Annotated in this window: 9 protein-coding genes; 5 read left to right on the forward strand and 4 right to left on the reverse strand. The window is 64.9% G+C overall.

Translation table 11 applies throughout. The features are described from left to right. The first annotated feature begins 103 nt into the window (after window positions 1–103). From A3AC_RS0103845 to A3AC_RS0103855, 3 genes are all read left to right on the forward strand, one after another. Window positions 104–742 carry a TetR/AcrR family transcriptional regulator gene (locus tag A3AC_RS0103845; RefSeq protein ID WP_025597463.1) on the forward strand — a complete coding sequence of 213 codons (639 nt, stop codon included), beginning with the start codon at window positions 104–106 and terminating at the stop codon, window positions 740–742. A gap of 30 nt (window positions 743–772) precedes the next feature. Continuing rightward, a complete protein-coding gene (locus tag A3AC_RS0103850; RefSeq protein WP_025597465.1) occupies window positions 773–2500 on the forward strand; it encodes an MFS transporter in 1728 nt (575 codons plus the stop codon). Between the two features lie 481 nt (window positions 2501–2981). Beyond that, on the forward strand, window positions 2982–3251 hold the full coding sequence (locus A3AC_RS0103855; RefSeq protein ID WP_025597467.1) for a YodC family protein: 270 nt from the start codon (window positions 2982–2984) through the stop codon (window positions 3249–3251). Window positions 3252–3271: 20 nt separating this feature from the next. Here the strand turns inward: A3AC_RS0103855 and A3AC_RS0103860 are convergent, their stop codons facing one another. Further along, window positions 3272–3583, reverse strand: coding sequence for a superinfection immunity protein (locus A3AC_RS0103860; RefSeq protein WP_025597469.1), 312 nt, complete (start codon window positions 3581–3583; stop codon window positions 3272–3274). A 363-nt stretch (window positions 3584–3946) separates the two neighbouring features. On the opposite strand from A3AC_RS0103860, the gene A3AC_RS0103870 reads away from it, so the two are divergent. Together A3AC_RS0103870 and A3AC_RS0103880 are read left to right on the forward strand one after the other, a co-directional pair. Next, window positions 3947–5410, forward strand: coding sequence for a M20 family metallopeptidase (locus tag A3AC_RS0103870; RefSeq protein ID WP_025597473.1), 1464 nt, complete (start codon window positions 3947–3949; stop codon window positions 5408–5410). Window positions 5411–5903: 493 nt separating this feature from the next. Next, the gene (locus A3AC_RS0103880) at window positions 5904–6791 is read left to right on the forward strand and encodes a crotonase/enoyl-CoA hydratase family protein (protein ID WP_025597475.1); all 888 of its coding nucleotides are present in this window, start codon (window positions 5904–5906) and stop codon (window positions 6789–6791) included. A 45-nt stretch (window positions 6792–6836) separates the two neighbouring features. Here the strand turns inward: A3AC_RS0103880 and pdeR are convergent, their stop codons facing one another. The 3 genes from pdeR to A3AC_RS0103895 form a co-directional block, all read right to left on the reverse strand. Further along, window positions 6837–8840 (reverse strand): cyclic di-GMP phosphodiesterase, encoded by a 2004-nt coding sequence (gene pdeR / locus A3AC_RS0103885; RefSeq protein ID WP_025597476.1) that lies wholly within the window; start codon window positions 8838–8840, stop codon window positions 6837–6839. A 224-nt stretch (window positions 8841–9064) separates the two neighbouring features. Beyond that, complete coding sequence (locus tag A3AC_RS0103890; protein ID WP_051361584.1) at window positions 9065–13561, reverse strand: DEAD/DEAH box helicase; 4497 nt, start codon at window positions 13559–13561, stop codon at window positions 9065–9067. A gap of 309 nt (window positions 13562–13870) precedes the next feature. Further along, complete coding sequence (locus A3AC_RS0103895) at window positions 13871–14221, reverse strand: carboxymuconolactone decarboxylase family protein (protein WP_025597479.1); 351 nt, start codon at window positions 14219–14221, stop codon at window positions 13871–13873. Window positions 14222–14319 lie beyond the last annotated feature (98 nt).

A 14319-nucleotide genomic window follows, 5' to 3' on the forward strand; every position in this document is an offset into this window, starting at 1 on the left:
ACTTCCCAAGCCTATTGCTCAATTTTGCAGGGACAACACCCGTACGGGCGATCTACGGAATCTCGGGTTGATTTCTTGAACGGCTAGTCATAATATTGGTCGCATGAAGCCACCTGGTCAACCCAATTCGTCGCGGAAAAAAGCGGGCGAAATATGCCCGCGTGGCCGTCCACGCGAGTTCGATACAAACGCCGTGCTCGCCAGCGCGAGTCAGGTGTTCTGGAACCACGGCTATCACGCCACCTCCATCGACGACCTGTGCAAAGCCACCGGCCTGCTGCGCGGCAGCCTGTACGGTGTGTTCGGCGACAAGCACGGCATCATGCTCGCCGCGCTGGACCATTACGCCGAGGGCTCGGTGGCCCGTCTCGCTGAGCGGCTGAATGCGCCGGTGCCGCCGCAAGAGGCGCTGCGCAACGCGCTGCTGCATTACGCGCGGGTCGCCTGCGCGCTGTCGGGCGAGCGTAGCTGCTTCATCACCAACACCACGCTCGAAATGCAGCCCGGCGACGAGGAATTGCGCAGCCGTGTTGCCGCCATCCAGCGCCGCATGGCGACCTTGCTGGCGGCCTCGGTAATTCGCGGCCAGGCAAGCGGGGCCTTCAACTCCACGCTCGATGAAAAAGCCGCCGGCGATTTCCTGCTGTGTGTCATGCAAGGGCTGCGCGTGCTAGGCCGGGTCGCGCACAAGGAAGACGCGCTGACCGGTATCGTGGATGTCGCGATGCGGGCTCTCGTCTAATTTTTTTGCCTGATTATTGAACGATCAGTCATGAAATCTGAACCGATCAAGTCTTCATCCGCAATATTCGCCGGGGCGGATGGCGTCGCAGACGTGCCAGGCTGCGGTGCCGCTAGCGCTGCCGTTGCGGTGTGCCCGGGCCGTGTCGCAGCAAGCGCCGCGGCAAAGAGCGCGCCTGCGGCTGCAAGGCATGGCGTGGCTGAAGACGGGAACCGAAGCAGGACCAGAAGCAGAAGCGCGAGCGAGGACCCAAAACGACCCGCACCAGTCGCCGATCGACCGGCGCCGCGTTTCGAACGTCAGGGCCTGGCGCTGGCCGTGCTCTTCGTGGGCGCTTTCCTCGCGCCGCTCGACTACTTCATCGTCAATCTCGCGCTGCCGTCCATTCGCAGCGGCCTCAACGCGACCGACGCGCAACTGCAGCTCGTTGTGTCGGCTTACGCCTCCGTGTATGCGGTACTGCTGATTACCGGCGGCCGGCTCGGCGACCTGTTCGGCCGGCGCCGCATGTTCATGGCGGGCATGGCCGCGTTCGTGGTCGCCTCGGCGTTATGCGGCCTCGCGACGAGCGGTCACATGCTGGTGATCTCGCGCATCGTCCAGGGCATGGCGGCGGCGATCATGGCGCCGCAGGTGCTGGCGACCATCCGCGCCGTCGTGCCGCTGCATCAGCAAACGCGCGTGATGAGCTTTTACGGCTTCGTGTTCGGCCTCTCGTCGATTGTCGGGCAGTTGGGCGGCGGCGCGCTCATCACTTATCGCCCGTTCGGCCTCGACTGGCGCATCATCTTCCTGATCAATATTCCGATTGGCATCGCGGCGTTTCTCGGCACATGGAAGTTCGTGCCTGAAAATCAGCCAGCCACGCGCACCAGCCTCGACATGAAGGGCGTGGCGCTGCTTTCCGCGGTGCTGCTGCTCGTGATTTACCCGATGACGCACGGCCGCGAAGCCGGCTGGCCCGCGTGGACCTTCGCGATGTTCGCGCTCGCGGTGCCCGCGTTGGCGCTCTTCGTCATCACCGAAAAGCGCGTGGAGCGGGCCGGCGGGAACCCGCTCGTCGATCTGCAGCTGTTTCGCAATCGCGCGTTTGCACTCGGTCTGGTGCTCGCGTTCCTGTTCTATTGCAACAGCGCATTTTTCCTCACCTACGGCATCTTTTTGCAGACGGGCTTGCACTGGACACCGCTTGCCTCGGGCGTCGCGATCATGCCGTTCGCCATCGGCTTCGTGATCGGGCCGCTGACCTCGCCGGCGGTCGTCAAGCGCATCGGCAGCCATGTGCTCACGCTCGGCTTTTCGCTGATGACGCTGGGCTTCGCCATCACCGGCTGGGCCGCGACCGAAGCCGCCGCGCCGGACCTCGCGTTCTACGCGGGTCTCGTGTGCGCGGGCGTCGGTCATGGTCTGCTGTTGCCTTCCATCATGCGCATCGCGCTGCTGGAAGTCGCGCCTGAAAAGGCCGGGCTCGCGTCGGGCGTGGTTTCGTCGACCTTGCAGATCGGCTCGGCGTTCGGCACGGCTGCGATCAGCGGCGCGTTCTTCGGCGCGCTCGGCGCGACGGGCGCGACGCGGGTAACAGGCGCGACGGGACTGACGGGTGCGAGCGGCGCGAGCGCTACGCCCGCCGCATACGCGCACGCGTTCCAGTTGAGCCTCGCGATCAACGCAGCGCTGATGTTCGTCTGCATCGGCTTGAGCGTGCTGCTCGTGCGGCATCAGCAACTCACGTTGCGCCGTGCCGCACGCACGCTTTAAAACCGCGCGGGAGTAATCGTTTTCATCGCTGTAACAGCACAAAAATAATTAACCGGTTTCACACGGATTTCATTTTAATTGCCGCGCCATTTACGAATAATCGGCTCGTTCATAGGTAATTCGGGAGCCGCGGCAAATAGTAACAACCCTGATCCGCTTCAAATGTGTTTCAGATTTGAAGCATTTTTTGTCCATGCACTTTCTACTGCGCACTCAGGCCGGGCAGTAATTCTTGCGCTCTGTACGGTCCCACACAATTGGGCTCGGAGGCTTTGTGGTGGCGGCCTCCGGTATAACCCGCAATTGCAGTGCGGCAAATGGCCTTTCCCGCGCTTATGAGTGCGGTATTAATAAAAAGCGCTTGCCGTCTTCATTTTCAATTGTTAGTCTGAGCGCGTTTTAGAGGCATCCCTCAGTTGGTCGTAGTCGATACACGGCGCAATGACTTGAATACTGCAAACGGTTCCGTAGAGGATTGAAAATGCTGACCGCTACTATTGACGCACTCACACCGCTTCCCGCGCGCTTCACCACCGGCGACGTCGTCACGTTGAAAGACGGAGGCCCGCGCATGACAGTGACGTATGCGGGCCCGGTGGCGCTCAATCCTGGCGAGTGGCTGATCTGCGAATGGTTCGACGACCACGGCGAATTGCGCCGCGAAATGTTCGCGCCTGCCAGCGTCCGCGCTGAGCCGCGGTCTATTCCGGCCGGCTCGGTGCGGTGGAACCGCATGAGCCGCGCGGCGTGAAGGCAGCGCTCAGCGTCGCTTTATTCCTGCGGGTGGTCCCGCGTCGTATCGCGCCGCTGTACGCGTAGCAGCAGCGCGGACGAAAACGCGCGCATACGCACCAGCTTGCGTTTTTCCACTACCTCGCCCGCGAGATTCTTCGGCGGGTTCGGCTGCAACGACCAGTAGAGCGCGAGCAGCCAGCCAAGCACGGTCCATCCCAGGCACGCGTTGAAAAGCGCAAGTGTCAGTACGTCGACGCGCTTGCGCCGATCGGCCAGGATCGCCGGCAGAAAATACAGCGCCAGCGCGATCACCACGGCGATGATCTGAATGGCAACTCGCTCATTCATATGCCGCCTCCCCGAGACGCGACTTGCTGCGCAGCCGGCGATCGAACCGCCGGCCCGCTAAACGCGGCCGCCCATGCAACTCGTGCAACGCACGCGGCCGATATGCCAATTGTCGCGCGATTGTTTGCCGCGCGCAGCGTGGCTGAAAGCTTGCCGTGGAAGCGAGGCCGGCGCCCGGCCGACTTGTCCGCCGCGCACATGAGCTGCATGCGCGGCCGCCCCGCCCACCGTGCGCGTCGCCGCGCGCGCCGCCAGCTTTCCACCGCCCCAGCAATCGCGGCCAAGCCGCGAATACTTCAGCGCACGCAGCATCAGGACTATCATGTTCGTTTCGAGTGAACGAAACCGTTACGGACTGCCATCATGATCTCCGACGATACGACCCGAGAGGCTCAGCGCCTGAACCCCGACACGCTCCGCGAATTCGTGGACCGCAAATGGAACGACGAGATCGTGCCCGCGCTGACCGACTACATCGCGGTGCCCGCCAAGAGCCCCGCGTTCGATCCCGAGTGGGTGAAGCACGGCTACCTGGAGCGCGTGATTACGGATGCCGCGCGATGGGTCGAGCAGCAGCCGGTGCGCGGCCTGAAGCTCGAGATCGTGCGTTTGCCGGGCCGCACGCCGGTGATCTTCTTCGAGACGCCGGCTACGCGTTCGGGCAGCGACGAAACCATCGTGCTGTACGGCCACCTCGACAAGCAGCCCGAATTCGACGGCTGGCGCAGCGACCTCGGCCCGTGGACGCCGAAGCTGGAAGACGGCAAGCTCTACGGCCGCGGCGGCGCCGACGACGGCTACGCGATCTACGCGAGCATCACCGCGCTCGCCGCGCTGGACGCGCAAGGCGTGGAGCGGCCGCGTTGCGTCGGTCTGATCGAAACCTGCGAGGAGTCGGGCAGCTACGACCTGCTGCCGTATGTCGACGCGTTGCGCGAGCGGCTCGGCAACGTCGGACTCGTGGTGTGCCTCGACTCGGGCGCGGGCAATTACGATCAGTTGTGGCTCACCACGTCGCTGCGCGGACTTGTCGCCGGCGATCTGGAAGTGCAGGTGCTCGATGAAGGCATTCACTCGGGCGGCTACGGCGGCATTGCGCCGTCGAGCTTCCGCATCATGCGGCAACTGTTCGACCGCCTCGAGGACGCCGCCAACGGCACGCTGCTGCCCAAGGGCTTTCACTGTCCGATTCCCGCGGACCGTCTGCGCGAAGCCGAAGCCACCGCGCAAATTCTTGGCGACGATGTCTGGAAGAAGCTGCCGTGGGCTTGCGGCCAGGACGGCCGCCAGGTGCTGCCCACCACGACCGATCCGAAAGAGGCGCTGCTCAATTCGACGTGGCGTCCGTCGCTTTCGGTGACCGGCGCGGCCGGCTTGCCCGCGCTCGCCGACGCCGGCAACGTGCTGCGTCCGCGCACCGCGTTCAAGCTGTCGCTGCGCCTGCCGCCGCTGCTCGAAGCCGAAAAGGCCGTCGCGGAGCTGAAGGCGCTGCTCGAATTCGACCCGCCGTACAACGCAAAGGTTACGTTCAGGCCGGATGCCGGCGCGGCGAGCGGCTGGAGCGCGCCCGAACTCGCGCCGTGGCTCGCCACTGCGCTAAACGACGCGTCCCGCGCGCATTACGGCGCCGACGTCGCGTACATGGGGCAGGGCGGCACGATCCCGTTGATGAACGTGCTGAAGGCGGGCTTTCCGAAGTCGCAGTTCATGGTGTGCGGCGTGTTGGGGCCGAAATCGAACGCGCATGGGCCCAACGAGTTCCTGCACGTGCCGTACGGCAAGAAGCTGACGGCAGCGGTCGCCCAGGTGATTGCCGCCGCGCCCTGAGGTTGCAACGCGCTCTGCGGCGGCGCTCGCCGCCGGCATGAGCGCGGACGAGATCGTGCGCTCTCCGGCGTCGCTGAAGTAGCCTTCATCGCCCGGCGCGCCGTCCGCAATTCATGCGTTATAGATATTCTGTCTGCTAGCTCACGAATTGCACTCTATTCGCAAGCGGCGATTTCGACTGCGTCATCTAATCGGCCTTTAATCCCGCTTCATTGCTTTTTCTTTCACATTTGCAAGGCGCATTTCCTCTCGTGCGCGCCGCCCGACCATTCGCCGACGGCGGCTAATTTCGTCCTATCTCGCGCATTTCTGTCGCGCAAGCGTTTGCGGGGCAGCGCACACCTGCGCGTTGAGAAGTGCCGCGGTGGTGCCTGCTCTGCAAGGGTTTGACAGTTCCTTGCATTCTTCTGTTGGTTATCCCGCTCCCATCGGATTCCGGTCTGTTTTAGGCTCGCATTGCAATATCAGTGTTTAACCTTAAAGGACCGCTCAAATGAATCTACAAAACCACCACGCCTGCCGCCCGTTCCTCGAAGCCGGCAATCTGTCGCAGATCTCCGCCTATTACGAAGAAGGCCGCAACGTCATGTGGATGATGCTGCGCGCGCAGCCGCGTCCGTGTTTCAACCTCGATCTGGTCCACGACATTCTCGGGCTCGCGCAGGCGGCACGCGAATCCGGTCTGCCGATCGACTTCTGGGTGACTGGTTCCCTGATCCCGAACATCTACAACGTGGGCGGCGACCTCGATTTCTTCGCCGACGCGATTCGCTCCGGCAAGCGCCAGGCGCTGATGGCGTACGCGCGCGCCTGCGTCGACTGCGTTCATGCCGCGGCGCGCGGCTTCGACACCGGCGCGATCTCGATTGCGATGGTGGAGGGCACGGCGCTCGGCGGCGGCTTCGAGGCGGCGCTCGCGCATCATTTCCTGCTTGCACAAGCGGACGCGCGCATGGGCTTTCCCGAAATCGCGTTCAATCTGTTCCCCGGTATGGGCGGCTATTCGCTCGTCGCGCGCAAGGTGGGCATGCGCCTCGCCGAGGAACTGATCGGCGGGGGCGAATCGCATACCGCGGAGTGGCATCGGGACAAGGGACTCGTCGATCAGCTGTTCGAGCCCGGCGACGCTTATGTGGCGACCCGCACGTTCATTGACACGCTCAAGCCGAAAATGAACGGCATCCGCGCGATGCTGCGGGCGCGCCAGCGCGTACTGCAACTGCCGCGCGCCGAACTGATGGAAATCACCGAGGACTGGGTAGACGCCGCGTTCATGATCGAAGAGAAGGACCTCGCCTTCATGGAGCGGCTCGTGATGCTGCAAAACCGCCGCACTTCCAACCTGCGGCAGACGGCCGCGAGCGCGGCCAACTTCGGCTGAATCAACGCCCGTGCGGCCCGGGCGCGTGTGTCGAGGCTCGCAAGCTCAGGCGATCAGCCTGAGCTTCTGCCGGTCCTGCAACCAGCGCTCGAAATCCGCGGCGGGCATCGGGTGAGCGTACAGGTAGCCCTGCACATATTCGACACCGAGCCCCTTCATGAACGCTTCTTCCGACTCCGTCTCGATCCCTTCGGCGACCACCTTGAAACCGAGTTCCTGCGCGACCACGACCATCGAGCGCACCAGCGCTTGCGCTTTGGGGTCGGCGTTGATCGAACGCACGAAGCTGCGGTCGAGCTTGATCACGTCGAGCGGAATGCGGCCCAGTTGCGACAGCGACGAATAGCCGGTCCCGAAGTCGTCCAGATGCACCTGCGCGCCGATCTCACGGAACTGCTTGATGAGGTCGATTGCGGCGGCTTCGTCCTCGATCAGACAGCTTTCGGTGAGTTCGACGTCGACGAGGCAGGGATCGAGCCTGGCCTCGGCAAGCGCTTCGGTGAAATGCCGGACCACGGCCGTGTCCACCAGTTGCCGCGCCGACACATTGATCGCAATGCGCAGGTTGTAGCCGTCTGCTTTCCATTTGGCGGCCTGCTTGGCGGCTGTTTGCATGACCCAGCGGCCGAGCACGCCGATCAGGCCCGACTCTTCGGCATAACGAATGAACTCGGCCGGCATGATCTGCCCGCGTTCGGGCGAATTCCAGCGCACCAGCGCTTCCACACCTTGCACCGCGCCGGTTGAAAGCAGCAGCTTCGGCTGATAGTGCAGCATCAGCTGGCCTTCTTCGAGCCCGCGCCGCAGGTTCGTGTCGAGCCACATGTATTCGGCGACCTTGCGGTTCATCTCCGGAGAGAACACGCGGTGGGTGCGCTTGCCTTCGTCTTTGGCGACGTACATCGCGGTGTCGGCCGAGCGGATCAGCGACTCCAGGTTGTCGCCGTGTTCCGGATAGCGCGCGATGCCGATCGAGCAGCCCGTATAGACCTCCACGAGCCCAAGGCTGAACGGCGTGCGCATGCGCTCGAGTATGCGCTGCGCGGTTGCTTCCAGTTCGTGCGCGGCGCCTTTGGCCGCGAGCACGATGAATTCGTCGCCGCCGAGCCGCGCCAGCGTGTCGCCTTCGTTCAGGCACGTGCCGATTGCCGCCGATACGTCGCGAATCAGACGGTCGCCGAACACGTGGCCGTAGTGATCGTTGACCTTCTTGAAGTTGTCGAGATCCAGAAACAGCACGCCTACCGATTCGCCGGGCGCGGCTTCTTCGATTGCGGTGCGGATCTTGTCCTGGATCGCATTGCGATTGGCGAGTCCGGTGAGCGAATCCGTGTTCGCAAGCTGCGTAAGACGTTCCTGCGCGAGACGTTCCTCAGTGATGTCGGTGCCCGAGCAGATCAGGTATTGCTCGTCGACGCCGCTGCCGCTTTGCACGAACTTGTTGCGAAACAGAAAGAGCCGCTCGCCTTGCAGCGTCTTCACGCGCCGCTCGACTTCATACGACACGCCGCGATTGAAGAAGCCCGTAATGTTCTGGCTCGACGCGGCGCCGTCTTCCGAGGACATGAAAAGCGCCCACACGTTGCGCCCGATGATGTTCTCTTCCTTGACGCCGGTGAGTTCTTCGGCGAGCCGGTTAAAGCGCTGGATCCTCCCGTGGCGGTCGACGATCACCACGACCGAGTTGACTTCGGACACCACCTGCTCGGCGAACGACAGACCATGCATCAGATCGCGCGCGACAGATTCGGTGTCGTCATAAGCCGAGGCGGTGCCCGCCCAGTTGCTGCCGTTGATTTTTCTGCCGACCAGGTGCAGGCGCAGCGGCTCGCCGAACATTCGCACGTCGAGAACCACGTGCGACGTGATGCCCGTTAGGCAACGGATTTGCGCTGCCTGCTGGGGATTCAGCGGAATGGCCACGTTGGCCGGCACGTCGCCAGTGACTGGCGTCAGTTCGAGCGCATTGCTGTCGCTCGACAGACGCCAGCAAGGGCTGCTTGTGCCGAACTGCGCATAAAGCACCTGCTCGTGTTGGTCGTCATTCATGGGATCCCCGGGCGGTGTGCCGTTTCGGCCATGATGGCGGATAGCGGCAGACAGTCTTCATCATACTTAAAGACGCGCTCATTGTAGCGAAGCGGTTGAAATTCGGGACATAAAACATGAATGACGCGCGCTTCTGTGGCACGCGCATGAATCGGTAAAAGAGGCAGTCCGAACGATGCCAGGGAAGGCATTCTCTACATGGCGCGCATCTGCCCGATTGGGGGCTAGAACCGTCGCGTGAGCCAGCTGCGCGCGCGCTCGCGTTCGACAGGATCGGCCTCCACCGACGCGTCGAACCAGAAGGCGCCCGCCACAAGCGTAGCCACAACAATGCCGTCGCGATACAGCACGCGGTTGCCGGCCACCGCCGCAACGCGTTCGCCGACCAGCAGCGTGCCCGCCAGATTCAACGGATCGGTGCCGCCGACGCACACAAAAGCACTGTCGTTCGCATGTCGGCGCACCTCGCGCAGCAGCGGTATCGCTTCGGGCAACGCGAACTGCTCGCCGGCGAGTCCATTCACGAAGCGTCCGCCGCGAATCACGCCGCGCGCCTCGAGCCGCTGATACACCCGCAGCAGATCGCGCCATGGCGGAATCCAGTCCGCTTCGCGCGCGAGCAGACGCCAGAACACGACGCCGTAGCGCCGCAGCAACGTCATCGCGACATGTTCGAGGATCTCGGGCGACAACTGGCGGCGTTGCTGCGACGGTTGCTGCTGGACTTCCGCTTTGGCGTCGTCGGCTTGCGCGCTTGCTGCAGCCGAGCGGCGCCGGTTGACGAGCGCCCAGCGGCCCGCGTCGTCCATTCCTCCTATCAAAGCGCTCGAGCGCACACGGCGGCTACCCGAGTAGGCATTGCGTTTCGCAGCCGGCTTGAGCAGCGCGCGCAGGCCCGCGAAACTGTCCGAGTTGACGAGACCGGCCGCAACCAGTTCGCCGAGTGCGCTCTCCAGCTCTATACGCAATACGCGAAGCTCGTGCAGCAGTTCGTCGAAAAACATCGCGCCATGTTCCGACAATGCGTCGTGAACCGATTGCGCGCGCGCCGAGAGTTCGGGCTGACGCGCCGGGTCGATGAGCGCGCTCCAGGCGCGCACCTGGGCGCGCGGCAACAGAACGATAGGTGTGGCGCGCACCGGACCGGCGGCGCTGCGCGAACGCTCGGTGAGCCGCGTCCACACGATTTTGCCCGCCCGGCATAGTTCGTCGAGCGAAGTATTCGAGTACGCCTTCACGCGCGCGGGCAGAATGTCTTCCTCCCAGGCGCTGGCCGCGGCTTCGAAGCCTTCCATCTGTTCGAGCACGGCTGCCAGCGCCTCGCGGCCTTCGCTGCGCGTGTCCGGCGTGAGGTGCTGCCATTCGAACAGAAAGCGCATGAAGTCGTGGCGTTCCACCGGCTCGATTTCGCGGCGCAGGCGCTTGACGGTGTAGCGATGAATGCGCGCGAGCAGGTGCCGTTCGCACCATTCGTCGTCGCTGGTTTGCGGTGTAAAGCGGCCGCGCATCACGTAGCCTTCGGCTTCGAGGCGCACGAGCGCCTGATCGACCGCGGGCTGCGGCAGCCTCAACGTGTCTGCAATCGCGCCGGCGGGCAGCGGGCCGAAGCCTGTCAGCCGCGCGCGCAGCACGTCGAGCAGGGCGTCGTCGGCGCTCCATTCATCCGTGTAGCCCTTGGGTGCGGTGAGCGGCGGCGCGAAGCGCGGTGCGCCGTCCGTATCGGGATACAGCGCGGCGAAGCAGGTCAGGCGTTCGGCGGGCAGCCATAACGCCGCATCGGCGGCTATCTGCAGGCGGGTCGCGCGGCCCGATTGCGCGAGCGAAGCGAGCCACTCCGGCCAGCCCTCGTTGTTGCGCGCCTCGGCTTCGGTCACGCACGCGAGGCCCGTGAGCGCCTCATGCATTTCGTCGATGCTGCGCGCCTGAGGCCATGCTTCGTCGCGCACGCTGGCAATCGCGTCAGCGTCGAGGGCGCCCAGGTCGTCGGCGCTCGACGGATCCGTCCAGCGGCGGTTGAGCACGGCCTGCGTGCGGCGCTCTTCGATGGGCGCGTCGTCGAGATACGCGTACGGCTTCGCGTTGAGGATTTCGGCGGCGAGCGGGGAGGGCGCGGGCAGATCGCGCGCGACGAGTTGCACGTCGCCGCTTTCGATACGGCGCAGCAGCGCGATCCAGCGCTCGCTGTCCATTGCGTCGTGCAGGCAGTCGTCGACGGTTTGGTCGACAAGCGGATGACGCGGCAGTTCGCGCTCGCCGACCACGTTCTCGAGACACGCGGCCTGCTCGGGAAACACGCTTGTCAGCAGATCTTCGCTGCGCATGCGCTGCAATTGCGGCGCCGTCTTGCGCCCGCCGGTATAGCGGGGCAGGCCGAGCGCGGTGGTCGCGTTCCAGCGCCAGCGCACGCCGAAAAGCGGCGCGTCGAGCAGCGCCTGGATCAGCAGATGCTCGGCGCTCGCGGAATGCAGATAGCGCCACACTTCATCGAGCACGAACGAATGGCTGCCGGTCAGCGACAGAACGATGGCGTCCTCGGTCGCGGCGGCTTGCAGTTCGAAGTTGAACTGGCGGCAAAAGCGCTTGCGCAGCGCGAGGCCCCACGCGCGGTTCACGCGGCTGCCGAACGGCGCATGAATCACTAGCTGCGTGCCGCCCGATTCGTCGAAGAAACGCTCCATCACGAGCGTGTCCTGCGTCGGCAACACGCCGAGCGCGGCGCGCGCCCGCGCGAGGTAGTCGACGATCTGGCGCGCCGCAGCTTCATCAAGACCCAGTTCTGCGATAAGCCAGTCGATCGCGCGTTCGAGACGCGCGGGCATGGGGTCGGCGGTGTCGGTGCTATCGGCGCTACCGGCCGCAAGCAGGCGCCCGATCTGCTCGCGCAGCCGCGCGACACCGAACGACAGTTCGTCGCTGCGGCCTGGCGCCTCGCCGAGCCAGAACGGAATGTTGGGCGGCTGGCCCTGCGCATCCTCCACACGCACCCGGCCGCTTTCGATCCGCAGAATCCGGTACGACGCGTTGCCGAGCTGAAACACGTCGCCCGCAAGACTTTCGACCGCGAAGTCTTCGTTGACGGTGCCGATATTGATCGCCTGAGGCTCCAGTATCACCGCATAGTCGGCGTTCTCAGGAATCGTGCCGCCCGAGGTGACCGCGACGAGCTTGCCGCCGCGCCGGCCGCGCAACGTCCCGCTCACTACGTCGCGATGAATGTACGCGGCGCGTGGCCCGTTGCGGCTCGTGTAGCCCTCGGCGAGCATGCGCAGCACCGCGTCGTATTGCTCGCGCGTGAGGTCCGCATAGGGCGCGGCGCGGCGCATCAACTCAAAGAGCGCGTCTTCGCTCCATTCGGCGCTCGACACCTCCGCGACGATCTGTTGCGCGAGCACGTCGAGCGGCGCGCGCGGAATGCGCAGCGCGTCGAGTTCGCCGCGCCGCACGCAATCGAGCAGCGCCGCGCATTCGATCAGGTCGTCGCGCGAAGTGGGAAAGAGCCGGCCTTTCGGCATGCCGCCGACATGGTGGCCCGAGCGCCCGACGCGTTGCAGGAACGGCGCGATCGCGCGCGGCGAACCCATCTGGCAGACCAGATCGACGTCGCCGATATCAATGCCCAGTTCGAGCGACGCGGTGGCGATCAGCACGCGCAGGTCGCCGCGCTTGAGCCGCTGCTCGGCGTCAAAACGATGCTCGCGCGCGAGGCTGCCGTGATGCGCGGCGACGGCCTCCTTGCCAAGCCGCTCGGTCAGATGCCGCGCGGCGCGTTCGGCCATGCGGCGCGTATTGACGAAAATCAGCGTCGTGCGATGCAGCGCGACGAGTTCCGCGAGCCGGTCGTAGACGCGCTCCCAGACTTCGTTCGGCATGACGGCTTCGAGCGGCACCGGCGGAATCTCGAGCGCCAGGTCGCGCTCGCGGATATGGCCGACGTCGACGATCGTACAGTCGGCCGGAACGTCGCTGTCGATGCTCGCGCCGCCTACGAGAAATCGTGCAACCGCGCTCACCGGTTTTTGCGTCGCTGACAGGCCGATGCGCGGCAGACGCCGTCCGCACAACGCGTCGAGCCGTTCGAGGCTGAGCGCGAGATGGCTGCCGCGCTTGCTGCCGGCGAGCGCATGAATTTCGTCGACGATCACTGTGCGCACCGTGGCCAGCATGCGCCGACCGGAGTCCGAGCCCAGCAGCACGTAAAGCGATTCGGGCGTAGTGACGAGAATATGCGGCGCGCGCTTTTTGAGCGCGTTGCGCTCCTGCTGCGTGGTGTCGCCGGTACGCACGGCGGTGCGAATGTCGAGCGGGGGCAGCCCGCACGCCGCGAGTTCCATGGCGATGCCTTGCAGCGGCATCTGCAGATTGAGACGGATGTCGTTGGAGAGCGCCTTGAGCGGCGACACGTAGACCACGAGCGTTTCGTCGGGCAAGGCGCCGTTGTTGGCGAGACCTTGCTGGACGAGATCGTCGAGTGCCGAGAGGAACGCGGTCAGCGTTTTGCCGGAACCCGTCGGCGCGGCGACCAGTGTCGAGCGCCCGCGGCGGATGGGCGGCCACGCGGCGGTTTGCGCATCGGTCGGCGCGGGGAAAGTCTTAAAGAACCAGCCGGCCACGGCCGGATGAAAGTCCACGAGCGCAGTGTGCGCGGCGGGTGCGGACGCACTGTCCGCCCTGGCGACGGAGGCGGGGGATGCGGTCGTGGCGGCGGCGGTGGCTGAAGTCATGCGTGTATAGATGGGGGCGCGACGCCCAATATCCAGCGACGGAATGCCCGCGCTGCCAGCGAAAACCGCGGCGGCCGGGGAAATCAGTCTCGCAGGTTTTCGCGGCATTTGCCAAATGCCGCGGCTCGCGTGGGCTCAGCGCCGGCGCTTCGCGGCGCCCGGGGCGGGTCGACGAGGCGCACCGTCCAGTGTGATGCGTCGCGTCGTGGCGCGGCGGTTCTTCCTCCATGGTTTTCCCGCCGCTGCTTTGACATCGCAGTTACCCGTCGCGGCTTTCCCGCTACCTTTTCCTCGCCGCCGATCCGCTCGCTATGCAGACGTCCCACCGGAATGCGCCGCCACCGCGTCCATGGTCCGGGCCGAGTACACCATCGCCGCGCCCGCATTGATCGCGACCGCCACGCCGAGCGCTTCGGCGATCTCCTCGCGAGTGGCGCCATGCTTAAGAGCTTCGGCCGTATGCACCGTGATACAGCCGTCGCAGCGCAAGCTCACGGCGACCGCGAGCGAAATAAGCTCGCGCGTTTTCGCGCCGAGCAGATCGGTTTTCTGGCCGGCGCCCGACAGCGCCTGATAACCCTTCACCGTATCCGGCGAGAGCTTGCCGATTTCGCCGATGCGCCCAAACAGCTCCTTGCGGTATTCGATCCAGTTCAGCATCGCAATGCTCCTTTTCTGTCGCGCGCCGGAGGTTGCCGGCGCCGTGGGACAAAGTATTGCGCCCGACGGCGATATCCTGAATACTCGGCTGGCTCAAC

This window comes from Burkholderia sp. WSM2230 (genome assembly GCF_000472445.1).
In the GTDB taxonomy this organism is placed as follows: Bacteria; Pseudomonadota; Gammaproteobacteria; order Burkholderiales; family Burkholderiaceae; genus Paraburkholderia.

Excerpts from the sequence above, each read along its gene's own strand:
- A3AC_RS0103845 (WP_025597463.1), top strand. The coding sequence starts at position 104 with ATGAAGCCACCTGGTCAACCCAATTCGTCGCGGAAAAAAGCGGGCGAA.
- A3AC_RS0103850 (WP_025597465.1), top strand. The coding sequence starts at position 773 with ATGAAATCTGAACCGATCAAGTCTTCATCCGCAATATTCGCCGGGGCG.
- A3AC_RS0103855 (WP_025597467.1), top strand. The coding sequence starts at position 2,982 with ATGCTGACCGCTACTATTGACGCACTCACACCGCTTCCCGCGCGCTTC.
- A3AC_RS0103860 (WP_025597469.1), bottom strand. The coding sequence starts at position 3,583 with ATGAATGAGCGAGTTGCCATTCAGATCATCGCCGTGGTGATCGCGCTG.
- A3AC_RS0103870 (WP_025597473.1), top strand. The coding sequence starts at position 3,947 with ATGATCTCCGACGATACGACCCGAGAGGCTCAGCGCCTGAACCCCGAC.
- A3AC_RS0103880 (WP_025597475.1), top strand. The coding sequence starts at position 5,904 with ATGAATCTACAAAACCACCACGCCTGCCGCCCGTTCCTCGAAGCCGGC.
- pdeR (WP_025597476.1), bottom strand. The coding sequence starts at position 8,840 with ATGAATGACGACCAACACGAGCAGGTGCTTTATGCGCAGTTCGGCACA.
- A3AC_RS0103890 (WP_051361584.1), bottom strand. The coding sequence starts at position 13,561 with ATGACTTCAGCCACCGCCGCCGCCACGACCGCATCCCCCGCCTCCGTC.
- A3AC_RS0103895 (WP_025597479.1), bottom strand. The coding sequence starts at position 14,221 with ATGCTGAACTGGATCGAATACCGCAAGGAGCTGTTTGGGCGCATCGGC.